The following is a 24,833-nucleotide window of genomic DNA, read 5'->3' as shown; positions in this document are numbered from 1 at the left end:
TTATATATTTTATTTATTATCTCACAATTATAAAGAAAGTCAAGAGGATTTGATTAGAAAATCCTAGTTTGGCTAAGCCAAACTAGGATTGTTTTGTCTTGAAATGATAGTAGGCACCCAACATACCTGCTGTGTTTTGGTGATGGGCAAATTCTAATCGTGTTTTTTCTGCTAGGCTTGGTACCAAGGCATCTTTTAAGGCTGTGCGGATCTTCGGTTTGAGGATTGCCTCTTGCCCCATAATACCGCCACCGAGAATGACCACTTCTGGATTGGCCACATAGCAAATATTAGCCAGACCTTTTCCTAGATAGTCTACCATTCGGTCAATACCAGACATGCAGATTTTGTTACCTTCAGTGGCTTCCTTAAAGATACGTCGGCCATTCCACTGGTCAACTGGATCTCCATGACCTGCTGCTACATACTCCACCAAGGCTGTCGTAGAAGCCAAGTCTTGGAATGCTCCATCCTGCATATGCATATAACCAACTTCACAGGCCGAATTACTAAAACCATGGAAGACTTTCCCATCCATAATCAAGCAACCTCCGATACCGGTTCCAATGGTCAAGCAAAGGGTGACACTCGCTCCCTTGCCTGAACCAGATACTGCCTCAGCAAGACCTGCACAGTTGACATCATTTTCAATTTCACAAGGAATATTAAAGCTAGTCTCGATTTCCTTTTTGAACTGGGTTCCTGCGTAGTTAGGAATTTGAGGACCAGCATAGAAGATTTCACCCTTGTCCGGATCCACCATCCCAGCAGAAGAAATAGCAACACCTGCTACTGGGTCTTTTTCTAAATAACTAGCTACGATATCTTTGGTCTTTTGTAAGATATGAGGTCCACCCTTATGCGCCTCTGTTGGCATTTCATGCGATTCAACAAGTTGGCCTTCTTGGTCAATCAAACCATATTTGATGTTGGTTCCACCGATATCAATTGCAACGTAGTGTGTCATAAATACCTCCTTATGGATTAGAGGAAGCGCTCCTTGGTTTCACGAATCAAGGCTGCAGCTGCTTCTACAACTGGACGATCTTCTTCAGTCACTGGTGTCAATGGTGAACGAACAGAACCAATATTCAAGCCTTCATTAATCTTCAAAACTTCTTTGATGACACCGTACATATTTCCATGTGCAGCAGTGAGTTTTCCAATGATTGCATTGATAGCATACTGCAATTCACGCGCTGTTTCCAAGTCTTTATCCGCAATCAATTGATTGAGTTTCAAGAAGAGTTCTGGCATAGCACCATAAGTACCACCGATACCAGCTTTAGCTCCCATGAGGCGGCCACCTAGGAACTGCTCATCTGGACCATTAAAGACGATGTGGTCTTCGCCACCAAGGCTCACAAAAGTTTGGATATCTTGAACTGGCATAGAAGAGTTCTTAACACCGATAACACGTGGATTTTTCAACATTTCAGTGTAAAGACTTGGAGTCAAAGCAACACCTGCCAATTGAGGAATGTTGTAGATGACATAGTCTGTATTTGGAGCTGCAGAACTGATATCGTTCCAGTATTTAGCAACTGAGTATTCAGGCAAGCGGAAGTAAATCGGTGGAATCGTTGCAATAGCATCTACTCCTAAGCTTTCAGCATGACGAGCAAGTTCCATACTATCCTTAGTATTGTTGCAAGCAACGTGAGCAATGATGGTCAATTTACCTTTGGCTACCGCCATGACTTCTTCCAAAATTAACTTGCGATCTTCAACGCTTTGGTAGATACATTCACCAGAAGAACCATTGACATAAAGACCTTGAACACCTTTATCAATGAAGTATTGAACCAAGGCACGCGTACGCTCTGGACTTACTTCTCCTTGATCATCATAACATGCGTAGAAGGCTGGAATGACACCTTCATATTTTTTTAAATCTGACATAGATTTTCTCCTAAGATTTCTTTTTTCTGCTAAAAGCAGGATTTATTCTTTACGTTTTTAGTATACACCTTATGAAAAACGCTTTCAATATCTTGTGTACACTTAGATTTTAGTTTCGATATGAATTTTGAAATATTTATGGCTTGAAAGTAGTTTCATAGACAAGCCATCCTATTGGTATTTTGCGAAAATTTTCTCCATCAATCCAGTCTGGAGAAAGACCAAGAGCCCAAACCCAAAAAGCAGGAAGGCTGAGCCACCTAAAAGTAAACTGAAGGCGGACAGATAAAGAACCATCATAATGAGAAAGAGAATAGCTAACATGAGGAAGAACCAAGGAAAGTTAAAACTTGCCAAGATAAGTCCTTTTTGCAGCACTTCTTTCCAAGTTAAATCATAGCGCGCAGCGATGGGATAGCTAGCCAACATCACGATAGTGAGGAAGATAAGAACGCCTAGACAAATAGCTTTCACCATTTGGAAAGGCATAGCTGTCTGACCCCAGAAGAGATAGAGATCTAGAAGGCTTAATGAGACAATGCCCAACTCAAGCAGACCTAACTGAAGACCTAGTTTCAGATTTTCCTTGAAAGCTCTTAGATAGATTTTAAAGACAGGTACACGTCTGCTCTTCTTAATCTCAAACATAGTCTCGTAGAGGCTAATTTTAGCTACTCCAATCGTCACGATGGGCAAACAAGTGACGACAAAAAGAAGATTGGCTGTCACGATATCCAAGACCTTCTCACTAAAACGCATGAGAAAGTTGTCTGTATCAAATGCTGCCTTGATAAGGCTTACTCCTTTTTGTGCCATGTTTGCTCCTCCTGATTTTTTAATCAATCAAAATTTTAAAGAGATATTTGCGAACCTTCTCTTCCATACCTGCATAGCCATTCGGCTGGTGCGGTTCTCCTGGGAAGAAAATCGCAAAATTGTGATAACCCAACAAGAGTGGGTAGTGTTCATGACAATGAACAAAGCCAATGTCACTTGCTTCGTCGAATGCTACTGCCTCGTCTTTGATACGTGAACCGTAGCTCGAATATTCATGTCCTTCTACCAGCAAATGCAAATCTGCATAGTTCTTATGATGCTCAAATTGATCATTTTCAGCTTGATTGAGGACATTTTCCTGAACAACTAGAAAGACTTTATCTCCGTCAATCTCATACTTTCCTAATTCGAACGAATCTTTACGATGTTGGTAGAGATAGTCGATAGCCTTGTCTAAATTGGGATGAATTCCTTTGTAAAAGGTGATGTTTTTCAAATCGTCAAAAATCATACTCTTTCCTTCGTTTCTGATAGTTAACTAAAATGATAAATTAAGTTGATAAGTGTCTAACAAAATATCTAAGGTAAGCAAATACCCAACATTTTGTAGACACTTATAACCTCTATATTTCCATAGCATGTCAAGACCACTTCCGCAATCTTGACACACCAGTTTACTTTTCTTAACCTTTGACCGCTCCCATAGTAATACCCTGAGTGAAGGATTTTTGGAAGACTAGGAAGACTGTTACGATTGGAACTGCTGCAAGAGCGGCACCTGCCATGATCAAACCATAGTTGGTTGCCATTTCAGCTTGCATAGTTGCAACCCCGAGTGAGATGGTCAAGTTTTGACGTGAAGTCAACATAACCAACTGCATGAAGTAGTCGTTCCATGTATTGATGAAGGTAAAGATTGCAAGGGCTGCAAATCCTGGTTTCACAATTGGGAAGGCTACGCTCCAGAAAGTACGAATCTCACCACAACCGTCGATTTTAGCTGACTCAAGCAACTCTGTAGGGATATTCTCACTGAACTGTTTCATGAGGAAGACCCCGAATGGCCATCCAATCAAAGGCAAGATAACTGCCCAAAGAGTGTCATGGATTCCCATGAAGTTGACGATACGTACCAATGGTACAAGGACAACTTGTTTTGGAAGCGCCATAGCAGCGATAAAGATAGCAAATAGAATGCGTTGCCCATAGAAACGTTTTTTAGCCAATACATAACCTGCTAGAGATGAGGTCGCACAGACTAAGAACATAGTTACAAGTGAGATAAATACTGAGTTCCACATCCACTGCAAGGCAGGGTTTTGCACCATAAGTTGTTGGAAGTTTTCCATGGTTGGCATTTTAGGGAACCACTGTGGTGGAATAACGATTGTATCAGGTTGTGACTTGAAGGCACCTGTCAAAATCCAGTAGAACGGAAAGATGAACAGCACGGTCAACAAGAGCAAGATAATAGTTGAAATAACAGTGAAAGCTGTTAAAGGTTTCTTTTGTGTAGATTGCATAGCTGTCTCCTTTCTTTAATATTCTACGTCGTTTCCAAGTACTTTAAATTGAACAAAGCTTACGATAGCGATCATCACTGCCAAGAAGACGCCGATAGTGTTTGCATAGCCGTATTCTGTCAATTGGAAGGCTTTTTCGTAAAGGTAGTACATAAGTGTACTTGTTGAGTAGTTTGGACCACCAGATGTCAACAACTGAATCAAGGCGAAACACTGGAATGAGTTGATTGTTGTAATGATTGCGATATAAAGTGTTGTTGGAAGGAGGCTAGGCCATTTAATCTTCCAGAAAACTTGCAATTCAGTCGCACCGTCAACACGCGCTGCTTCCACCAATGAATTGTCAATATTCCCCATGGCAGCGATATAAAGGATAATCGGCTGACCAACAGATGTTGTCAAAAGGATAATCATAATCGCCATCAAAGCCCAGTTTTTATCTCCCAACCAAGAAATGTTTTGGCTGATGATGTGGCTTGACTTAAGGACGAAGTTTAGAATCCCTGATAGTGGGTCATAAATCCATTTCCAAACAACTGTTACGGCAACACTACCTGTTACAACAGGAAGGAAGAAGACGAAACGGTAGAAGGATCTGGCAATGGCATTTTGATGATAAGTCTGAGATGCTACAAAGAGTGAGAATAGAACAACAACTGGCACAGATCCAATAACCAGAATCACGGTATTGATCAAAGATTTCATAAAGACAGGGTCTTTAAACATGCGAATGTAGTTGTCCAAGCCCACAAACTCAAATTTAGTCATTGAGTAGTTAAAGAAACTTGTAATGAATCCCATAATCATAGGAGCCAATACAAAGATGACAAAGAAGAATAATACTGGTGCTAGGAAAGCGTAGGAAATCACTGTTTCCCGCATACGAATTTTATTGACTTTCACAGTCGGCACCTCTCTTTCACAAATAAAATATTTTGGATTTCTTGAACTGTTTTAAAATCAAAATGAAATTTTTTAAGATTCGCTTATGTAAGAACTTCATTTTAATTTCGTGACAGTTCCTTACATTTCAAACAAAATCCTCCCTTTTCTTACATAGACGTTGCACAGGGAAAAGGGAGGAGTCAATCTGATTTAGTGCTTATTGTTTTGTAGCTTTTTTAATTGTTTCGTTAGCTTTTTCAGTGAAGGCTTTCAAAGCATCCGCTGGTTTTTCGTCACCATTTGATACAGATTGCAACATTGGGAACCAAAGTGTTCTCATTTCAGCAAAACCATTGATAGTGTTGTAGTATGGTGAGTAGTATTTAGTCCAACCACTGATTGTTTCCATACGTTTGTCATCATAAAGTTTGCCAAATGAAGTACGAACTGGGAAGGCACCTGTACGAACAACGTCTTTTGGACCCCATTCTTTGTCATCTGCAATGAATTGAATGAATTTCTTAGATGCTGCAACTTTCTTGTCGTCTTTGTTGTTGAATACTGCAAATCCGTTTACAAGGTATTCAAGAGCTGGTTTACCTGAATCTGATGGGAATGGTACTTCTACCACTTCTACTTTACTTGCTTCCAAGAGTTTAGCTTGGATACCATTTTGAGATGGTGCCCAAAGGATTGTGTAAGATGTTTGACCGTTAGCAAAGTTTTGGATATCTGCTCCACCATCAAATTGTGAACCATTGTTCAACAAACCGTCTTTGATCCAGCCAGCTGCTTTTTCAAGACCTTTGACGAATTTAGGATCATCAGTTGTATATTTTGTGACATCTTTATCTGTTACAGAACCGCCGTAAAGGTTTGAGATGAAGGCACGTGTTCCTTGGTCTCCCCCTTGACCAGAACTGAACAATGAACCTGGTGTGTAGCCTTTATCTTTAAGCGCTTTCAAAACTTTTTCAAAATCATCAGTAGTCCAACCTTCTTTTACAAGGTTTGCAACTCCAGCATCTTCCAACATTTTCTTGTTCATGGCCATGTAGAATGGTGCAGAACTGATTGGATACATGTAAGCTTTGTCTCCAGCTTTACTTGCTTGTACAATGTTTTCATTGTTAACATCTTTGACGAATTCGTCTGTGAAGAGGTCGTTCAATTCAGCCAATTTACCGTTTTTACCATATTGGATGATACGTCCTGGTGCATCAAAGAGTACGTCTGGAGCTGTTCCTGCTTCGATAGCTGTTGTGATTTTTTCAGGACCTGACTTGAAGTCGATGGTTTCCAATTTCACTTTTACATCTGGATTTGCTTTTTCAAAAGCTTCGATGATTGATTTTTCATATGTTCCAACACCGTCACCAGTTTTTTCTTGTGTGAAGACTGGGAATGCCCACCAAGTGATTTCTGTTTTTCCGCTGTCGCTACCAGATTTTGCAGCATCTTTACTTCCGCCAGAATTACCACATGCAGCAAGGCCAAGAACCGCAGCACCCGCAAGTACTGTACAAGCTAGTTTTCTAAATTTCATTTGTATTCTCCTAATTGATAAGCGTATCCATATTGGATAATGAGTAATATTGTATTTGTATACGTTTTCATTTTATCTGACGCATCCACCACTCTCCTCTATTTTTAGATTGTGTTATTTTAGACCAGCAACGAAGCGTTCTGTAATCTCTTTTGGTCTAGTAATAGCGCCACCGACAACAATACCTCGCACTCCATATCCAAGGATTTGTTTGGCTTGTTCTGGTGTATGAATTTTTCCTTCTGCAATGACATCCACTCCGGCATCACAGAGTTTTTTAATTAATTCAAAATCGGGACCATCCACTTTTGTACTGTAAGATGTGTATCCTGATAAGGTTGTTCCGACAAAGTCAATTCCTGCTTCAACAGCTGCCAATCCTTCCTCGAAAGTACTTGTATCAGCCATCAAGAGCTGGTTAGGATATTTTTCCTTAACCTGACGAATAAACTCTTGAATCTCCAAACCATCATAGCGTTCACGCTTGGTACAATCCAGAGCAATTACCTCGATGTCCAGTTCTGCCAATTCATCAACTTCTTTCATAGTAGCTGTGATGAAGGGTTCTTGTGGTGGATAATCTCGTTTGATTATCCCAATGATTGGAAGGTTGGTAACCTCCTTGATTTCCTTGATATCACGAACACTGTTTGCTCGGATACCGACTGCTCCACCTTGCTCAGCCGCTTTGACCAGCAAGGGAATGACTCCTCCCGCTTCTGCATAAAGCGGTTCGTGAGGAAGGGCCTGACAAGAAACGATGATTCCATCTTTGATTTGTGCAATCAAGGCTTCTTTAGTAATCTGTGGCATCCTCTTTCCTCCTTTTCTTTGTTCTTATGAGTTCATTATATATTAGTTTTAAAGCGCTTTCAATACTTTGTGGTAGAATAGATTTCAGTTTCAAAAGTTATTTATTTCAAACAGGCCTGTTGAAAGTACTTTCAGCAGGCCTGTTTGAATTTTTTAGGAGAATACCAAAATTTATTTTACAATTTCTGACAATTTTACTTTACGATCTTCAAACATAGATTGGGTACAAGCATCTGCAGTAGCAATTGCTTCGAGAGCAGCTTCACCTGTCAACAATTTTGCAAATTCTTCTGATACTGGAGCTCCTTGCATAATCTCATGCAGATAGCGCATTTCTTTATCAATGACAGATGATAACCATAATGGAGTACGTTTACCTGGTTTACCATAAGCAATTGCTCCATCCATCTCTGTACTATGATAGATACGAGTACGGTCATCATCTTCTTCTTGCGATTCATGAATCAAGAAATAACTTTCTTGTCCGTCTAGCTTAAGAGTTCCTTTACAGTTGAATAAGTCTAAACGGATGGCACCTTTCGTTCCTTGAATCAAGACATAATGCTCACCCCAACGATAAGCTGAACCCCATTCTAACAAGGCAAAACGTTTATTAGAAAATTCCATATTTACAAAAATCATATCATCTTCGTCACCGAAATTTTCACCTTCATGGGCTACATTTCCACCTGTCATGGTTACAGTTTCAGGCATTCCCCCCATAAGGAATTGCACGCAATCCAATTCATGAATATGGTGATACAAGTGACCACCTGATTTTTCACGAATTTTTTTCCATGATACTGACGGTTGTTGTTCTTCCCAACCATTACGAGCTGTGTGACAATATAGAACGTCTCCTATAACTCCTTGATTAATTAGTTCTTTTGCATGATGGACACCATTGAAGAAGTTCATAATATGTCCTGCCATAAAGGTTACATTGTTTTCTTTACATGCATCTACCATCTCGCGACAATCTTGATAAGAAAGCGCAATTGGTTTTTCACAGAAAACATTTTTACCATGTTGTGCGGCCTTAATAACTGGTTCTTTATGAAGATTATTTGGAGTTGCGACAATAACACAATCTACTTCATCGCTAGAAACCAACTCATCTAAGGAGCTTGCTACTTTTGCTCCTAATTCTTCTGCAATTGCTTCTGCATTATCTGGATCATAGAGAAGAGTAATCTCTGCTCCATCATTCTTTTGCATATAACGAGCTAACTCAGCCCCAAAATATCCTGTTCCAACAACACCATATTTAACCATGTTTTTCTCCTTTATTATTGAATAAACTTTCTAATTTTAACTTATTTTACAGATCCTTCTGACAATCCACTTGCAATCTTATTTTGGATAATTGAGAAGAAAATGATTGATGGAAGAACTACAATAACAGATGCAGCCATCATATCTCCCCAGTCTAAAATTTCTGAACCGTTAAGTGATCGAAGGGCTACTGCTACTGTCATCTTTCCTGTATTGTTAATCAAAATCAAAGCATACAGGAATTCATTCCAAGCATTGATAAATGTATAAATAGCTGTTGCTACAATACCTGGTGCTACAATCGGTAGTACAACTTTATAAAAAGTAACAAATTTATTTGCACCATCAATTCTAGCTGCTTCTTCAATTCCAATTGGAACTGTTTGGAAAAATCCAACTAAGAGCCAAACTGCATATGGAACACTAAAAGATAGATAAACCATCATCAAGCCAAATAAACTATTTGTTAATCCAACTTTAGCAATGGCAATTGAATAGGGAATTGCTAACAAAATTGGTGGGAAAATGTAGGTAATGACGAGTAGTCTCGACATGATTGCTCCCAATTTAGGGAAGAATCGAACAATTCCATAGGCTGCCATAGCAGAAATAATAATCGCAATAACGGTTGTAGCTAAGGCAATGATTAAACTGTTTCGAATGTTATCAATAAAGTGCAAATCGTTGATAACATGAGTGAAATAATCTAATGTAAATTGTTCAGGCCAAAATCGTGTTGGATACTGAGTTAATTCCCCTTTACCTTTGACAGAAGATATGATAATCCATACCAGTGGGAAAATTGCAACGATGGTCGCACCAATCAAGAGTACATGTGAGAGAATATCTAAATAAATACCGGATTTCTTCTTCATTATTTTCTACCCTCCTTTTCCCACTTACTGATGATAGCAAAGTAGATAAAGCAAATTGCCACCAAGAAGATAAAGAGCAATACTGTAACTGCTGAAGCACGACCCAACAATTTAGTTCCCCAACCTAGGTTGTAGGCAAAAATTGGAAGCGTCGTTGTAGCATTGGCTGGTCCACCACCTGTAATTAGGTAGATAATGTCAAAGTTATTAAAGATCCATACAGTTCTCAAAACAACTAGAAGCCCTACAACCACTTTAATATGTGGAAAGACGATAAATTTGAACACTTGCCAACTTGAAGCACCATCTATCTTAGCAGCCTCAAATTGTTCTTCTGGTACTGTTTGCAAAGCTGAAAGCACATTAACCATAATCATCGGCGCTCCAAACCAAATGTTGATAAACACCAAACATAGGAATGCCCATGTACTATCTGTCAAAAATGCAGGCGTATGTTCCATTAAACCTAATTTTACGATTAGATTAGGTAAGTAGCCATAAACCCCGTTTAGAATCCACTGCCAAGAAAAGGCAATAACGATGGTAGGAAATGCCCAAGGAACAATCAATAAGGTCCTATATAATTTCTTGAAGTGGCGTACTCTGTGAAGAGCTAAAGCCAATACAAACCCTACTAAAACTTGACCAACTAATGAGAAAACGGTCCACTTAATTGAATTAAAGAACGCATTAAAGAAGTTGGGATCTGATAGCACAGCTTTATAGTTAGCTAAACCAACAAATTTATAATTAGGCATAATCAAATGCTTATTGGTAAAGCTATAAAAAATACTCGAGAAAAACGGATAAACAAAGAGTAATCCTACGATAATCATAGCTGGCAAAACAAATATCCAGCGAGTTAAATTACGTTCTTTAACCATTCTCCTTCTCCCTTCTTTTACAAGATTGGGCTAGGGCTTTTCAGCTCACTAGCCCACCTATTTTCTAGTCTTTTACATCTACTGAGCAGCCTCAAATAAATCGTTTAATTGTTTTTCTGCTTCTTTTGCTGCTTTCATAGGATCTGTTCCATTTGAAATGATATCTTGGAACATTTGTTCAATAATGTGTTGGTTAGTCAACATACCAGCTTGTACACTTGGTCCATTTTCATAACCAATAGCAGTACCTTTTTTAACAGCTTCAGTAATCACTTCTTCAGCATGTTTAAATTTCTTACGAGTTTCATTTTCTTTATAGGCTGCAGAATCGCTAATTCCCTTAATAGTTGGCAACATACCTACTGGAGTTGAATCAAGGAATTTAATGTAGTCTTCTTCATTATAAAGTGATTCCAAGAATGCTTTAGCAACTTCTGGGTGTTTTGAATTTTTCCAAACAACCATTGGAATGTTTGAGGTTTCAATTCCTTGGTCCTTATCAGATTCTTTGATTTTTGGAATAGGATAAGCATCAATCGAATCAATCAATTGAGGACTGTTGGCATTAATCCCTCCAATATGGAAGCCAGAGTTAAAGTCAAATGCTGTTTTTCCTTGGTAGAACAAGGTAGCTTGTTGAAGGACATTAAAGTTCAAAGAATCTTGAGGTGAGATTTCTTTATACATTTTAACCCAGTATTTAATACCATCTTGAGCAAGTTGGCTTGTCAAATCTGCTTTAAGATCTTTTGTCAAGAGACTTCCACCACCACTACGAACATAGAAGTTCAAGAAACGTGTTGCCATTAAGTCATTTGTTCCGAACGGAACAGACAAGCCATAAACTCCAGCTTCTTTCAATTTTTTAGAAGCTTCATAGAGTTGATCCCAAGTTTTAGGAACCTCAATATTATGTTCTTTTAACAAATCTGTTCTAACCCACATAACTTGTGCATGTGAATAAAGAGGAACAGAGTAGTAATCATTTCCGATTTTTGCTTCATTTAAGGCAGTTTCGTTAAATTTATCCTGTCCAATACGCTTGATAGAATCGTTTAGCGGAACCAAAGCATCTGAGTTTACCATTTCCATTACTTGGTTAGGAAGGGCTGTACTGATATCTGGCACATTTCCATTTGCTAAACCTGTAGTCCATTTAGTATAGAAGTCATTCCAAGAAAATGTTTCAATCTTGATTTTCGTTTTTGGATGTTTTTGCATGAAAGCATCTGCTGATTTTTGAATACTTTCTAAACGTGGTCCTTGAGTAAAGGAGTGCCACATCGTAATCTCACCAGATAATTCTGTCGGTGGTTCAGTGTCAGCTGTATTTTCTTTCTTTCCTGAGCAAGCCACCAAGGCAACGGCTGCTAAAGCAACTCCAGCTAGACATAAAAACTTTCTCATTTTTTTCATTGTTCTTCCCTTTCTACATTAAGAAATCGCAACTTTAAAGACAACTTTTTTCACAGGTTCATCATTTATACGAACCTTCGGTTGATGTAAATCTTCTGGAAAAGTGATGAGGCATTCGCCAGCTCTCAAATGAACTAACTGTTCCACTTTCCCTGTGTATAATTCAATATCTTTCTCTTCATCATATTTTTGGGTAACGCTTACATTTTCTGGCGACGTAACAGCCATGGCTTCTTCGTTTTCCAAAACTAAATGAATATCCAAATATTTTTGGTGAGTTTCAAAGAAAGCACCTGCTTGACCATCTGCTAAATATGTAAAGCAATTTCCAAACAATCGATCACCATCGATATCAATCGAACCTTCTGTTAAATTTTCCAGTCCTGTTTTTTCTAGAAAATCTATTAATGTTGCAAAATGTGGATTTACTTTCACATAAGTTCCTAAACGACTGATTTTAGTAATAATCATACCGTATCCTCCTTTCTACATCTAGTTTCACCAATAACTTTTTAAGAGAGAAATACTCTACATTTCATTCTCTAAATTAGTTTTGTTAGCGTTTTCAATTAGAGTATACTTTTTTTTTTTAGCATTTCAACTCTTTTTCTAATTTGGAATTTAGTTTTAAATCTTTTTAACTATAGCAACCATATTAAAAGTACTTTCAAAAATAAGTAGGTTTCTTGCAAAACTTGTTTCGAGTGTACAAATTAAGAAACAGAAAAAGAAGAAAGTGGAAAAACTCAACTTCAGGAGAAAATGAAGTAAATCTTCCCACAATAAAACGCATAGTATCAAGGTTGTTCAATACCTGATACTATGCGTATTTGTGATTTTTAAGATTTTGTTCCTAGAGTCAACCCCTTATTTTAGATATTTAAAAGGAATCGCACTGCCACAGAGCCAGTTGTAGACTTGGTCATTGACAAAAACATTCATGGCCTCGTGGGCATATTCAGGCATGAGGCGATAGGCCTTATCGCAGGTCAGACGATTATAAATCGCAAACTGGGTAATAGGGTAGCAAACATCGTCGTCCAAGCCCGTAATCATCTTAACCTCACCTTGGATACGATGAGCGAGATTTTTCACATCAATATAGGAAAGAGTTGCCATGATTTCCTCCTCTGTTTCATGAAAGGGATCGTGGAACTTGAAATAACGGAAAAGTTCGTCGTAAGCCTCACTGGTATTGCCAATCTCAAGCACTCGTCTAAAGTCTGACAAGAAAGGATAGATGGCAACTGTTTTCTGAATTCGAGGATTGAGAGCTGCTGCAACTAGGGCTAAAGCCCCTCCTTGCGAGGCACCATAGCTAGAAAGACACTCCTCATCAACCTCAGGTAGACTAGCAACAATTTCGACCAACTGGTAAATATCCAGATAAACATCCTTATAAAAGAGGTGATCCCGACCTTCCACAGCCCCACGGATGATATGTCCTTTAACTGTATTTCCTAGAGGAGAACGCAAACCGTCTTGCGAATAACCTGACTGCCCCCGCACATCCATGGAAACAACACCATAACCAGCCACAGTATAGGCCAGCATGTCAGCCCAGTCCCAGCCACGTCCCATATAACCATGGAAATGGAAGATTATCGGAACCTTCTCCTCACTCTTTGGAAGAACGACGCGTGCATAAACCTTGCCTTCATTGGTTCCTTCAAACGTTAACTCATAGCACTTAACTTGGGGAATGTGGAAATTTCTTTCCTCCAACTGGTAGACTGGAAGAGTTGAAACTTTTTTCACTTCCTCATCCCAGAAAGCATCAAAGTCTTCTGGAACCTCATCCCGTCCTTTATAAGTCTTGATTTCTTCTAACAAAACTGGATTTTTCATAACATGCTCCTTTTATTTTGTAATCGCTATCACAACTGTAGCATATCTAGAAAAGCATTGCAAGAAAGAAGGGTAAATAGAAAGTGAATTTAGCTTTCCTTTCTTCAAACCTACTGACAGAAAGTATAATCAATTGAATCTAGAATAGTACCAATTAACTTCTAAAGTATTTTTAGAAATTAATGTGAATGTCCCAGTTGATTTGTCTACAGCTTATCTCGATATACTATAGTTTCAATGGCGATTGGACAGAGAATCATTTATCAGAAAGCGAGGTAACATCATGAAAGCAATCGGTACGCAAATGTTACAGACAGAACGTTTGATTTTGAGAAGATTTGTGGAGAGTGATGCAGAAGCTATGTTTCAAAATTGGGCTTCGTCTGCTGAGAATCTAACCTACGTCACCTGGGATCCGCATCCTGATGTCGAGCTGACTCGAAATTCGATTTGAAATTGGGTTGCTTTCTATGCTAATCCTAACTATTACAAATGGGACATTTGCCTCAAAGAAAACCCAGAACAAGTGATAGGAGATATCAGCATCGTTGAAATGCACGAGGAAGATTTAAGTTGTGAAATTGGCTATGTTTTAGGAAAAACTATTGGGGGCGTGGTCTTATGACAGAGGCCTTAAAAGCTGTGTTGGACTTTTGTTTTACTCAAGCAGGATTTCAAAAAGTCAAAGATCGATATGCCAGTCTCAACCTAGCTTCAGGCCGTGTGATGGAGAAGGCAGGGATGTCCTATCTAAAGACTGTTGCAAATGGGGTGGAGAGAAAAGGTCATGTTGCGGATCTCATTTATTATCAGATAAGCGGGGAATACAGATAAGCTTAACATTTATTGCTTATCCTCTGTTCTTATTTTTTATTTACTATTTCATTTATCCTCTCTTTTCCGAATAAATAAGTAAGTAGTGGCAGAGAATCTAGTAAACCTAGATTTAAAAATGTGCTATAATGAAAGGAGAGGAAGAATGATTCTCAGACATCCGGGCATCAGCCCGACCAATGACTTGGTTGCTAAGAAGATTTTTAGCAATCCGGAAATCACTTGTCAATTTATTCGCGATATGCTGGATTTACCAGCCAAAAATGTAACCATTTTGGAGGGGAGTAATATTCATGTCTTACCTTCCCTTCCGTACTCGGCGCAGGATTTCTATACCAGTATAGATGTCTTGGCGGAGTTGGATAATGGAACTCAAGTAATCATTGAGATTCAGGTGCATCATCAGAATTTTTTCATCAATCGCCTGTGGGCTTACTTATGCAGTCAGGTCAATCAAAATCTTGAAAAAATTCGCCAACGTGAAGGTGATACACACCAGAGCTACAAACACATCGCACCAGTATATGCTATCGCAATTGTGGATAGCAATTATTTCCAAGATGATTTAGCTTTTCATAGCTTTAGCATGCGAGAGGACACGACAGGTGAGGTATTAACTATCACAAATAATGGACAAGAAAACCATCTGGTTAAGATGGCGTTCTTGGAACTTAAAAAATACAGAGAAACCAGCAAAGATAGCATTCGCAAACCATGGCTAGAGTTTTTTGGGAACAAACCCTTTACCCAGCAACCCGAGCGAGCTATTAGCCAGGCAGACCAACTGCTAGACTATAAGAGCTGGTCCGAGGAGGACAGGAAAATGTTTAGTCAACTACGTATGAGAGAAGAACAAGCCTTGTTAGCACAGGACTATGCCTTGGAAACTGCTAGAGCAGAGGGAGTTGAACAAGGCCGAGCAGAGGGAGTTGAACAAGGTCTAGAGCGTGGGAAAATCTTTACCTTTCTAGATTTAGTACGCCAACATGTTTTAACTTCCGAATTTGCGAGTGAGCAATTGGGCATGACCGTCGCTGAGTTTGAGGCCTTGTTGTAAGACCAGCACTAATGGTCAGAAAAACCATCTGGTTAAGATGGCGTTCTTGGAACTTAAAAAATACAGAGAAACCAGCAAAGATAGCATTCGCAAGCCATGGTTGGAGTTTTTTGGGAACAAACCCTTTACCCAAGCACCCGAGCGAGCCATCAGTCAGGCAGACCAACTGCTAGACTACAAGAGCTGGTCTGAGGAGGATAGGAAAATGTTTAGTCAACTACGTATGCGAGAAGAACAAGCATTGTTAGCACAGGACTATGCTTTGGAAACTGCTAGAGCAGAGGGAGTTGAACAAGGTCTAGAGCGTGGGAAAATCTTTACCTTTCTAGATTTAGTACGCCAACATGTTTTAACTTCCGAATTTGCGAGTGAGCAATTGGGCATGACCGTCGCTGAGTTTGAGGCATTGTTGTAAGACCAGCACTAACGGTCAGAAAATCATCTGGTCAAGATGGAGTTCTTGGAATTAAAAAAATACAGAGAAACCATCAAAGACGAGGTTCGTAAACCGTGGTTGGAGTTTTTATAAATCAGTAAATCAATGACAGATTTTTCCGTGATAGATGGAAGAATCTTTTTTAGTTATGCTAGATGTGGGCTCTGAAACAGTAAGATATAGTGTATTGAAATAAGATATGAACAAAGAAATTAGGAAAGTCAAATTAATTTCTAGAAATGTTTTAGAATCTGTAGTGTACTATTTTAGATTCAATAAATTGTAGTTTTAAAAACGAAAAAAGTGCATTTCACTCTTTCTTCTTCTGCTTAATCTTATTTTGTCGCTTCTTTCTTTTGGAAAGTAGTTTGGTAATTTACTTTAATCGTTACTGTCATGTGAGAGTCCTCGTTTCTTTTTGATGACTCTAGTATAAGGGGCAAACCTGAAAGCTAGCTTAAGTTTTCCTTAGAGAAAGCTTAATCTAAATGTTCTTTCTTTTCCAGATGAAGGGCAATCATGCGCCATTCCGGATCCTCTTGCCAGCCTTCTATAGAACTAATGTAGCTAGCCACTTTTCTGGCTTCTTCTAAAATCGGAAAATCTTCGATAATATCAGCCACTTGAAACTCTGGGAGCCCTGACTGTCTGGTTCCAAAAATTTCACCTGAACCACGCATTTTCAAATCTTCCTCCGCAAGGACAAATCCATTGGTGGTTTCTGTCATAATGCGCATGCGGTCTTTCCCAGAATCAGTCTTGGGATTAGCAACGAGAACAGCATAGGACTGCTTGTCTCCCCGACCGACACGACCCCTGAGCTGGTGAAGCTGGCTGAGACCGAAGCGATCGGCATCCATGATAATCATGACGGTCGCATTGGGAACATTGACCCCGACCTCGATAACCGTTGTCGAAACCAAAATATCCGTCTTTCTCTCTTTGAACTCCTGCATAATCTGGTCTTTTTCGTCACCCTTCATCTTACCATGTAGCAGAGCAACCTCAGCCTTGCCAGCAAAATGAGCTGTCAGCTCCTCAGACAATGCAATGGCATTTTTCAAATCCAGAGCTTCAGATTCTTCAATCAAAGGAGAGATAACATAGGCTTGAGAACCTTTTTGGATTTCTCCCTCTAACCAGGTCAAGACCTGAGGCAGCTGCTCATGCTTAATCCAACGCGTCACAATAGGCTTCCGCCCTGCTGGCATCTGGTCGATAATCGAAACATCCATATCCCCAAAGGCTGTTATGGCCAGCGTCCGTGGAATAGGAGTCGCCGTCATCATGAGAACATCAGGATTGTCGCCTTTCTCCCGTAAAATACGCCTTTGCCCCACACCAAAACGGTGCTGCTCATCGATGATAATCAAACCAAGACGAGCATAATCCACCCCATCTTGTATCAGAGCATGGGTTCCAATAATCAAATCAGCCTCACCCTTGGCAATGGTCTCCAAGACTTCTCTTTTTTCTGCAGCTTTTAAGGAACCTGTCAAGAGAGCCAGTTTCAAGTCCGGAAAAAGACCCTTCAAACTCTCAAAATGCTGCTCTGCGAGAATCTCTGTTGGCACCATGAGAGCAGCTTGATAACCAGCTGTCACCGCTGCAAACATGGCCAAGCCAGCGACCACCGTTTTTCCGCTCCCCACATCCCCTTGCAGGAGACGATTCATGTGGCGGTCAGACTTCATATCAGTTAAAATTTCCTGCAAACTCTTTTCCTGAGCTGAAGTCAGGGCAAATGGTAGATTTTCTTTAACAGCCGTTACTTTTTTCTGAGACCACTCCAGAACCAGACCGCTTCCCTGAACTCTGTTTTCAGACTTGAGCGTCTGCAATTGCATTTGGAAATAAAAGAGTTCCTCAAACTTGATACGGCGAAGGGCCTGCTTATATTCTGCCAAATCCTTAGGAAAATGCATGGCGCGAACTGCCTGACAACGGGACATGAGTTTGTATTTGTCCAGCAAAGACTGGGGCAGATTTTCCTCAATCAAGAGGTCCAACCCCTGATCAAAGGCCGTCTTGATAACCTTGACCAGACTGGCCTGACTGATTCCCTGAGCCAGACGATAGACAGGTTGGAGGTCATCTTCCACCTGAGCCAGAACCTTCATCCCAGTCAAACTAGCCTTAGCACGATCCCATTTTCCAAAAACAGCAAGGGTTGCTCCCAACTCTATCTTATCAGCCAGATAGGGCTGGTTAAAGAAATTCACCGCAAAAACGACTTCTCCCTGTTTGAGGCTAAAACGCAGGCGATTGCGCTTGAAACCATAATACTGGACACTAGCAGGAGTCACGACTTGACCAGATAGGACTGCCTTCTCCCCGTCCTCTAGTTCCAATACTTGCTTGGTCTTGAAGTCTTCATAACGGAAAGGAAAGTAGAGCAAGAGGTCTTGCAAATTTTCAATTCCTAGTTTGGCGTATTTTTCTGCTGACTTTGGTCCCACACCAGGTAAGACATGCAAGGGTTGATGTAGATTCATGCTCCACTCCTTTCTTTTTAATAATATTCTCTCGGAATGCGGTCGCTGAGAAGACAAACCACTTCATAGTTAATAGTTCCACGGTAGGTCGCTACCTGAGTAGCTGTGATCTCCTTGCCCCCGTTGGAACCAATCAAGGTTACCTTTGTTCCTAAGGGATAAAGCTTAGGTAGACGAATAGTGATTTGGTCCATCGAAACCCTGCCGACGATTGGGCAAGCTTGGCCATCTACCAAGACAGTGAAATTCTGCATATCTCGTGTCCAACCATCCGCATAGCCGATTGGCACCGTCGCGATGACTTGCTCGCTATCCGCTTGATAAGTTGCTCCATAGCCCATGCAAGCTCCAGCTGAAACTGTCTTGACATGAACCAAGGCAGATTCCAAGGTCAAGGCTGGTTTCAAGTCATAGGGTAAGTCCAAAACCTCTCCGCTAGGATTAAGACCATACATGGCATCTCCCATACGAATCGCGTTAAAAATAGTTTCTGCATGCCAAAGAGTCGTTGCCGAATTGCTGGCATGTATCAGCTCTGGAAGACCTTTCATACTAGCCAAAATAGTTTTAAACCGTTCTAACTGGGCATTAAAGTAGTCATCTGATTCCTCATCTGCAGTAGCAAAGTGGGTAAAAATCCCTTCAATACGAGCACCATGTTGTTGGAGCAAGTCTTGAGCCTGCTCAGCTTCACTAGCCTCTCGAAAACCAATCCGTCCCATTCCTGAATCAATCTTGAGGTGAACTGTCAATCCAGTTAGGTCCGCTTCCTTATCTAAGAGTGCTTTAATCCACTCCAGTCCAGCCACAGTCAAGGTGATGTCGTATTCTTTAGCTAAATCAACAGCCTCTATCTCAGAAACTCCTAAAATGAGGATTTTCTTGCTGAGTCCAGCCTGTCTGAGTTCAAGAGCTTCATCGATATTGGAAACGCAAAAACCATCAACATCATCTTGAATAGCCTTGGCAACGGAAACAGCCCCATGCCCATAAGCATTGGCTTTGACCACTGCCCACTTGATCGTTCCTTCAGGGATATGGGCCCCCATTTGCTGAATATTTTGTCGAATAGCTCCCAGATGAATCAGAGCCTTGGTTGGTCTATGTGGACTAGATTTCATGATTTTCCTCCAAAATGACACTGGCTGTCACAAACTGATCTGTATGGCTGATAGACAGCCAAACCTTTCCTGAAAACGGTGCCTGACTAAAATAAGGCGCTCCGCGTTCATTGTTCAAGACTTCCAAATCCTGAAAACCGAGCTTTCCAATACCAGTTCCCATAGCCTTGGAAAAGGCTTCTTTAGCCGACCAGCGACCAGCCAAATATTCGATTTGCCTGCGCCCTTTAAGACTGGTAAACCGTTCCATTTCCTTAGCGGTCAGCACGCGCTTAGCAAAGCCTTCATGTCGTGTAACTGCGCTTTCTATCGAAGCCAATTCTTCGATGTCAATTCCGTGTCCAACTATCATTCTCATCAAAAGGAGTTGAGATCCCCCAACTCCATCCTTTTCACTTATTTTGTCAAGGTAGCATAAATCTCTTCTACCAAGGCCTCTGTATTTTCCCAACCTAGACAAGGATCGGTAATGGAGCAACCAAAGACCTCTGGTTGGTTTTGACGACCATCTGCTAGATAAGATTCAATCATAAAGCCTCGAACTATCTTTTTAATCTTCTCATTCCAGTCACGATTTTGCAAGGTCTGGCGAACAATTCGAATCTGCTCCATATATTGCTTGCCTGAATTATCATGGTTGGTATCAATGAGAATAAAGGGATTTTCAAGTCCCATGGCTTCATAGCGTTCAATGGCATTTAGCAAGGTCTCATAGTAAAAGTTAGGCTCATTTTTCCCATATTCATTGACTGCGCCACGAAGAATAACGTGAGCCAAGGGATTTCCTGAAGTTTCAACTTCTTGGCCATGGAAAAGGAAGGTCTGTTTGTTTTGAGCAGCATAGATACCGTTAAACATGACCCCAAGATTTCCTGAGGTTGGATTTTTCATCCCCACTGGTGCATCAATTCCTGAAGCCACAAAGCGGTGCTCTTGGTCTTCCACAGAACGAGCCCCCACAGCATGGTAGCTGACCAAATCATCTACCAGGACCAGATTTGACGGATAAAGCATCTCATCTGCTGTTGTCAAACCAGTCTCTGTAATCACGCGGTAGTGCAATTGGCGCACAGCTTGCAAGCCGTTGATTAGACTTGGAGCCTTAGAAGTATCCGGCTGGTGAACTAAACCTTTATATCCATCCCCGTTGGTGCGAGGTTTAGCAGTATAGACACGCATAACCATGAAAATCTTGTCCGCCACCTTCTTTTGCAAGGCGGATAAACGGCGAGCATATTCCAAGACAGCCTCCTCATTGTCAGAAGAGCAAGGACCAATCACCAAAAGGATACGGTCATCTTCTCCTGAAATAATGTCTGCCAATTCTCTGTCACGACGCTCCTTTAATCGCAAGGCTTCCACAGACAATTGAGTTTCTGCCTTGATTGCTTCAATATCGATTTCTTGACCTTTTTCAATAAATGCCATCTTATTCTCCTAACGTTTGGTAGATTTCTCTGACGAGGACTTCCGTATTCTCCCAGCCAAGGCAAGGGTCTGTGATAGACTTGCCAAATACTTCCGGTTCGTTTTGACGGCCGTCTTCTAGATAAGACTCAATCATAAAGCCACGAACGTACTGCTTGATTTTTTCATTCCAATCACGGTTAATCAAGGTCTGGCGGACAATTCGAATCTGGTCCATATATTGCTTACCAGAGTTGTCATGATTGGTATCCACAATGATAAAAGGATTTTCCAAGCCCATCTTCTCATACTGAGCAATAGTATCCATCAAATTATCATAGTAGTAGTTAGGAATATTCTTACCATACTCATTGATTGCTCCACGAAGAATAGCGTGCGAAAGCGGGTTCCCAGTTGTTTCCACTTCTTTTCCTAGGAAAAGGAAACTTTGTTTGTTTTGAGCAGCATAAATCCCATTAAACATAACATTGAGATTTCCAGATGTTGGATTTTTAAACCCAGTCGCGAAATCTGCTCCACTTGCCACAAAGCGGTGTTGCTGGTCTTCAACTGAACGGGCACCAACCGCCATGTAAGAAATCAAATCATCCACAAGCGGTAGATTTTCAGGATAAAGCATTTCATCAGCCGTTGTCATTCCTGTTTCTGTGATAACACGATAATGAAGATGGCGAACGGCTTTGATTCCATTGATAAGACTAGGCGCTTCTGTCGCATTAGGCTGGTGAATCAAGCCCTTATAGCCATCTCCGTTGGTACGGGGTTTAGCAGTATAAACACGCATAACCATAAAGATACGGTCTGCCACTTCTTCTTGCAAAGCTGCCAAACGCTTAGCGTATTCAAGAACAGCTTCTTCATTGTCAGATGAGCATGGCCCGATTACCAAGAGAATCCGCTGGTCTTCTCCACGTATAATGGCTTCTAGCTCTTGATCGCGCTGTGATTTTCTCTCCAAAGCTTGACCTTCTAATTTTGATAAGGCACGAACTTCTTCAATATTAATTTTAGGACTTTTTGCTGTAAATACCATAACTCATCTCCTTATAAATCAAACGGATACCAAGTAAAAATTTACTTTTCACAAGGTATCCGCCTCTAAACTATCTCATTTTATTGTCTTTTACCGTGACAGTTTTTAAACTTCTTACCAGAACCACATGGGCAAAGTTCATTACGTCCAATCTGGCTCAAATCCAAATCTTCTGGTATATTTGCTTGGTGGGCAGCGATATTACGAGTCGCTGTTGTACTGATATGGTGTTCTGCTTGTGGTCTTTCTTGTTCATGAATTTGTGCTTTCATCATCAAGCGTGTCACATCAAACTCAATCGAACCAATCATGTCATTAAACATACGGAAACCTTCTGCCTGATACTCAACAACAGGGTTGTTCTGAGCATAGCCACGAAGTCCAACCGCATTACGCAATTGATCGAGGGCATCGATATGATCTGTCCACTTGTTATCTACCACTCGTAGAATCAAGACTTTTTGGAATTCTTTAACTGCTTCTTCATCGCGTAGTTTTGAAACCTGACTATCGTAAACCTTCAAGGCACGTTGGAAGAGTTCTTCCTTAATAGCCTTATCAGACAAACCTGACAAGTCTTCGATTGAAATAGAATCTTCTGGAAGCAAGTTGTACTTAGCAAAGTTCAAAATTGCCTCTAGTTTTTCATCTTGTTTGGCACGCGCATGACCATCAACGACACGACCAATCGTGCGTTTAATCATAGCCTGAATTTCAGGTGCCAAGTCACGATCTGCAGTGATGACATCGTAACGTTGAGCGTAGATAATTTCACGTTGTTCACGCATGACATCATCGTATTGAAGGACTTGTTTACGGGTATCGTAGTTATTTCCTTCGACACGTTTTTGAGCCGCTTCAACCTGACGTGTCAACATACGAGACTCAATGGCCTCTTCAGACATGTTGAGACGTTCAAAGATTCCCTTCAAGCGTTCAGAACCAAAACGTTTCATCAAATCATCTTCAAGAGATAGGTAGAATTGTGACTCACCTGGGTCTCCTTGACGACCTGAACGTCCACGAAGCTGGTTATCGATACGACGGCTTTCATGACGCTCTGTACCAATAACACAAAGTCCACCCAATTCGCGAACTCCTTCACCAAGCTTGATGTCAGTACCACGACCGGCCATGTTGGTTGCGATAGTAACAGCACCACGTTGACCAGCATTCATGATGATTTGTGCTTCTTTATAGTGGTTTTTGGCATTCAAGACTTCGTGAGGAACACCAGCTGCGACCAATTTCTTAGAAATGTAGTCACTAGTTTCAACCGCTACTGTACCAACCAAGACAGGCTGACCTTTTTGGTAACGAGCCTTAACATCTTCAACAACCGCCTTAAACTTAGCCTCGATACTTGCATAAAGAAGGTCTGAGTGGTCAATACGTTGAACAGGACGGTTTGTTGGGATTGGAATAACACGAATGTTGTAAATTTCACGGAATTCTTCTTCCTCGGTCTTACCTGTACCCGTCATTCCAGACAATTTTTTGTACATACGGAAAAGGTTTTGGTAAGTGATTGAGGCAGATGTCTTAGTTTCATCCTGGATTGGCACACCTTCTTTGGCTTCAATGGCTTGGTGCAATCCATCAGAATAACGACGACCTTCCATGGTACGACCTGTAAATTGGTCAACGATCAAGATTTCTTGTTCTTCGCTCACCACATAATCAATATCGAGAAGCATGATATAGTTAGCACGAAGGGCGTTATCGATAAAGTGAGTCAGAGCTACGTTTTCGATGTCATAGAGATTGTCAAGTTTGAAATAGCTTTCAGCCTTGTCAATCCCTGAATCAGACAAACCAATAGTTTTAGACTGTACATCGATGATGTAGTCGTCTTTGTCCAAAGATTTTACATAGTGGTCTGCCATGTGGTAGAGCTGACTGGTTTCAACTGCATTAGCACCTGATACGATCAAAGGTGTACGGGCCTCATCAATCAAGATTGAGTCAACCTCATCGACCAAGGCATAGTTAAGCGGACGTTGTACCATGTTTTCAGCACGAACGACCATGTTATCACGAAGGTAGTCAAATCCGATTTCTGAGTTGGTTGAGTAGGTAATATCACACTCATAGGCTTCTTTTTTCTCCATTGGAGATTTGGCAGCCAAGTTAATCCCTACTGACAAACCAAGCCATGAGTACAATTCACCCATATCAGTCGCATCACGTTCTGACAGGTATTCATTGACCGTAACTACGTGAACCCCTTTGCCTGAAAGGGCATTGAGGTATACCGGCATAGTCGCAGTCAAGGTTTTTCCCTCCCCTGTACGCATCTCTGGCACGTCACCATGGTGAAGAACGATTCCCCCCATGACCTGAACCTTATATGGGAAGAGACCTAGGACACGTTTAGCACCTTCACGGACAACCGCAAATGCTTCATAAAGCAATGAATCCAGTGATTCTCCATTTTGATAACGTTCTTTAAATTCAACTGTTTTTGCTTTTAGTTGGTCATCTGTCAAAGCAGCCATTTGGTCTTCGTATTTGAAAACCTTGTCAGCCATCTTTTCCAGACGACGGATTTCTCCTTTATCATTTTCGATAATTGTTTTTAAAATATTAGCCATGTTTTTCCTTACTTTAAATTCCGAATATTTTAGAATGTTCTTTTAATTTTAGCACAATTACTGATTATTTTCAAGGAAGAATCCCCATTTT

The 24,833-nt window shown here is 40.7% G+C and carries 21 protein-coding genes and 3 pseudogenes; 4 read left to right on the top strand and 20 right to left on the bottom strand.

The annotated features are described in order from the left end of the window. Nucleotides 1-82 precede the first annotated feature (82 nt). The 14 genes from MK480_RS07485 to MK480_RS07420 all read right to left on the bottom strand — a co-directional run bounded on the left by MK480_RS07485 (nucleotide 83) and on the right by MK480_RS07420 (nucleotide 13,744). The gene (locus MK480_RS07485; protein WP_268707446.1) at nucleotides 83-967 is read right to left on the bottom strand and encodes an ROK family protein; all 885 of its coding nucleotides are present in this window, start codon (nucleotides 965-967) and stop codon (nucleotides 83-85) included. Between the two features lie 17 nt (nucleotides 968-984). After that, complete coding sequence (locus MK480_RS07480; RefSeq protein WP_001281495.1) at nucleotides 985-1,902, bottom strand: dihydrodipicolinate synthase family protein; 918 nt, start codon at nucleotides 1,900-1,902, stop codon at nucleotides 985-987. Nucleotides 1,903-2,073: 171 nt separating this feature from the next. Next, a complete protein-coding gene (locus tag MK480_RS07475; protein WP_268707445.1) occupies nucleotides 2,074-2,718 on the bottom strand; it encodes a YesL family protein in 645 nt (214 codons plus the stop codon). Between the two features lie 19 nt (nucleotides 2,719-2,737). Next, nucleotides 2,738-3,190 (bottom strand): NanQ anomerase/TabA/YiaL family protein, encoded by a 453-nt coding sequence (locus tag MK480_RS07470; protein WP_000575448.1) that lies wholly within the window; start codon nucleotides 3,188-3,190, stop codon nucleotides 2,738-2,740. Nucleotides 3,191-3,362: 172 nt separating this feature from the next. Beyond that, on the bottom strand, nucleotides 3,363-4,202 hold the full coding sequence (locus tag MK480_RS07465; RefSeq protein WP_001192120.1) for a carbohydrate ABC transporter permease: 840 nt from the start codon (nucleotides 4,200-4,202) through the stop codon (nucleotides 3,363-3,365). A 15-nt stretch (nucleotides 4,203-4,217) separates the two neighbouring features. Beyond that, nucleotides 4,218-5,084 carry a carbohydrate ABC transporter permease gene (locus MK480_RS07460; protein ID WP_161683542.1) on the bottom strand — a complete coding sequence of 289 codons (867 nt, stop codon included), beginning with the start codon at nucleotides 5,082-5,084 and terminating at the stop codon, nucleotides 4,218-4,220. Between the two features lie 220 nt (nucleotides 5,085-5,304). Further along, on the bottom strand, nucleotides 5,305-6,633 hold the full coding sequence (locus MK480_RS07455; protein WP_268707444.1) for an ABC transporter substrate-binding protein: 1,329 nt from the start codon (nucleotides 6,631-6,633) through the stop codon (nucleotides 5,305-5,307). A gap of 114 nt (nucleotides 6,634-6,747) precedes the next feature. Continuing rightward, entirely contained in the window at nucleotides 6,748-7,446 is a 699-nt protein-coding gene (locus MK480_RS07450) for an N-acetylmannosamine-6-phosphate 2-epimerase (protein WP_268707443.1), read from the bottom strand. A 171-nt stretch (nucleotides 7,447-7,617) separates the two neighbouring features. Then, nucleotides 7,618-8,721, bottom strand: a complete 1,104-nt coding sequence (locus MK480_RS07445; RefSeq protein WP_000241736.1) for a Gfo/Idh/MocA family protein — start codon at nucleotides 8,719-8,721, stop codon at nucleotides 7,618-7,620. A 41-nt stretch (nucleotides 8,722-8,762) separates the two neighbouring features. Then, the gene (locus MK480_RS07440; RefSeq protein WP_000730332.1) at nucleotides 8,763-9,596 is read right to left on the bottom strand and encodes a carbohydrate ABC transporter permease; all 834 of its coding nucleotides are present in this window, start codon (nucleotides 9,594-9,596) and stop codon (nucleotides 8,763-8,765) included. Beyond that, nucleotides 9,596-10,480 (bottom strand): carbohydrate ABC transporter permease, encoded by an 885-nt coding sequence (locus MK480_RS07435; protein WP_000237988.1) that lies wholly within the window; start codon nucleotides 10,478-10,480, stop codon nucleotides 9,596-9,598. The genes MK480_RS07440 and MK480_RS07435 overlap by 1 nt, the downstream gene beginning before the upstream one ends. Nucleotides 10,481-10,558: 78 nt before the next feature. Then, nucleotides 10,559-11,896 carry an ABC transporter substrate-binding protein gene (locus tag MK480_RS07430; RefSeq protein WP_084888750.1) on the bottom strand — a complete coding sequence of 446 codons (1,338 nt, stop codon included), beginning with the start codon at nucleotides 11,894-11,896 and terminating at the stop codon, nucleotides 10,559-10,561. Nucleotides 11,897-11,914: 18 nt separating this feature from the next. Next, nucleotides 11,915-12,367 carry a YhcH/YjgK/YiaL family protein gene (locus tag MK480_RS07425; protein WP_078352447.1) on the bottom strand — a complete coding sequence of 151 codons (453 nt, stop codon included), beginning with the start codon at nucleotides 12,365-12,367 and terminating at the stop codon, nucleotides 11,915-11,917. A 396-nt stretch (nucleotides 12,368-12,763) separates the two neighbouring features. Then, on the bottom strand, nucleotides 12,764-13,744 hold the full coding sequence (locus MK480_RS07420) for an acetylxylan esterase (RefSeq protein ID WP_268707442.1): 981 nt from the start codon (nucleotides 13,742-13,744) through the stop codon (nucleotides 12,764-12,766). A gap of 283 nt (nucleotides 13,745-14,027) precedes the next feature. Here MK480_RS07420 and MK480_RS07415 point away from each other — a divergent pair. The 4 genes and pseudogenes from MK480_RS07415 to MK480_RS10140 all read left to right on the top strand — a co-directional run. Further along, nucleotides 14,028-14,578: pseudogene (locus tag MK480_RS07415) on the top strand (GNAT family N-acetyltransferase). 145 nt (nucleotides 14,579-14,723) lie between these two features. Next, on the top strand, nucleotides 14,724-15,635 hold the full coding sequence (locus MK480_RS07410) for an Rpn family recombination-promoting nuclease/putative transposase (RefSeq protein ID WP_078238166.1): 912 nt from the start codon (nucleotides 14,724-14,726) through the stop codon (nucleotides 15,633-15,635). A 4-nt stretch (nucleotides 15,636-15,639) separates the two neighbouring features. Then, nucleotides 15,640-16,050 (top strand): annotated as a pseudogene (locus MK480_RS07405) (Rpn family recombination-promoting nuclease/putative transposase); the annotation flags it as partial. 18 nt (nucleotides 16,051-16,068) lie between these two features. After that, a pseudogene (locus MK480_RS10140) lies at nucleotides 16,069-16,158 on the top strand (Rpn family recombination-promoting nuclease/putative transposase); the annotation flags it as partial. Nucleotides 16,159-16,550: 392 nt separating this feature from the next. Here the strand turns inward: MK480_RS10140 and recG are convergent. The 6 genes from recG to secA form a co-directional block, all read right to left on the bottom strand. After that, nucleotides 16,551-18,593: an ATP-dependent DNA helicase RecG gene (gene recG, locus MK480_RS07400; protein ID WP_268707473.1), complete on the bottom strand. Its 2,043-nt coding sequence runs from the start codon at nucleotides 18,591-18,593 to the stop codon at nucleotides 16,551-16,553. After that, nucleotides 18,584-19,687 carry an alanine racemase gene (gene alr, locus MK480_RS07395; RefSeq protein ID WP_268707441.1) on the bottom strand — a complete coding sequence of 368 codons (1,104 nt, stop codon included), beginning with the start codon at nucleotides 19,685-19,687 and terminating at the stop codon, nucleotides 18,584-18,586. Before alr ends, recG begins: the two co-directional genes overlap by 10 nt. Beyond that, nucleotides 19,677-20,039 carry a holo-ACP synthase gene (acpS, locus tag MK480_RS07390; protein WP_268707440.1) on the bottom strand — a complete coding sequence of 121 codons (363 nt, stop codon included), beginning with the start codon at nucleotides 20,037-20,039 and terminating at the stop codon, nucleotides 19,677-19,679. The genes alr and acpS overlap by 11 nt, the downstream gene beginning before the upstream one ends. A 44-nt stretch (nucleotides 20,040-20,083) precedes the next feature. Further along, nucleotides 20,084-21,115 carry a 3-deoxy-7-phosphoheptulonate synthase gene (locus tag MK480_RS07385; RefSeq protein WP_268707439.1) on the bottom strand — a complete coding sequence of 344 codons (1,032 nt, stop codon included), beginning with the start codon at nucleotides 21,113-21,115 and terminating at the stop codon, nucleotides 20,084-20,086. A 1-nt stretch (nucleotide 21,116) separates the two neighbouring features. After that, nucleotides 21,117-22,148 carry a 3-deoxy-7-phosphoheptulonate synthase gene (locus MK480_RS07380; protein WP_004258559.1) on the bottom strand — a complete coding sequence of 344 codons (1,032 nt, stop codon included), beginning with the start codon at nucleotides 22,146-22,148 and terminating at the stop codon, nucleotides 21,117-21,119. 80 nt (nucleotides 22,149-22,228) lie between these two features. Beyond that, a complete protein-coding gene (gene secA / locus MK480_RS07375) occupies nucleotides 22,229-24,742 on the bottom strand; it encodes a preprotein translocase subunit SecA (protein ID WP_268707438.1) in 2,514 nt (837 codons plus the stop codon). Nucleotides 24,743-24,833: the final 91 nt, after the last annotated feature.

This window comes from Streptococcus mitis (genome assembly GCF_026782895.1).
GTDB lineage: Bacteria > Bacillota > Bacilli > Lactobacillales > Streptococcaceae > Streptococcus > Streptococcus mitis_CB.
The sequence above is the reverse complement of the archived record's forward strand: the minus strand, read 5'-3'. Positions and strand labels throughout refer to the sequence as shown.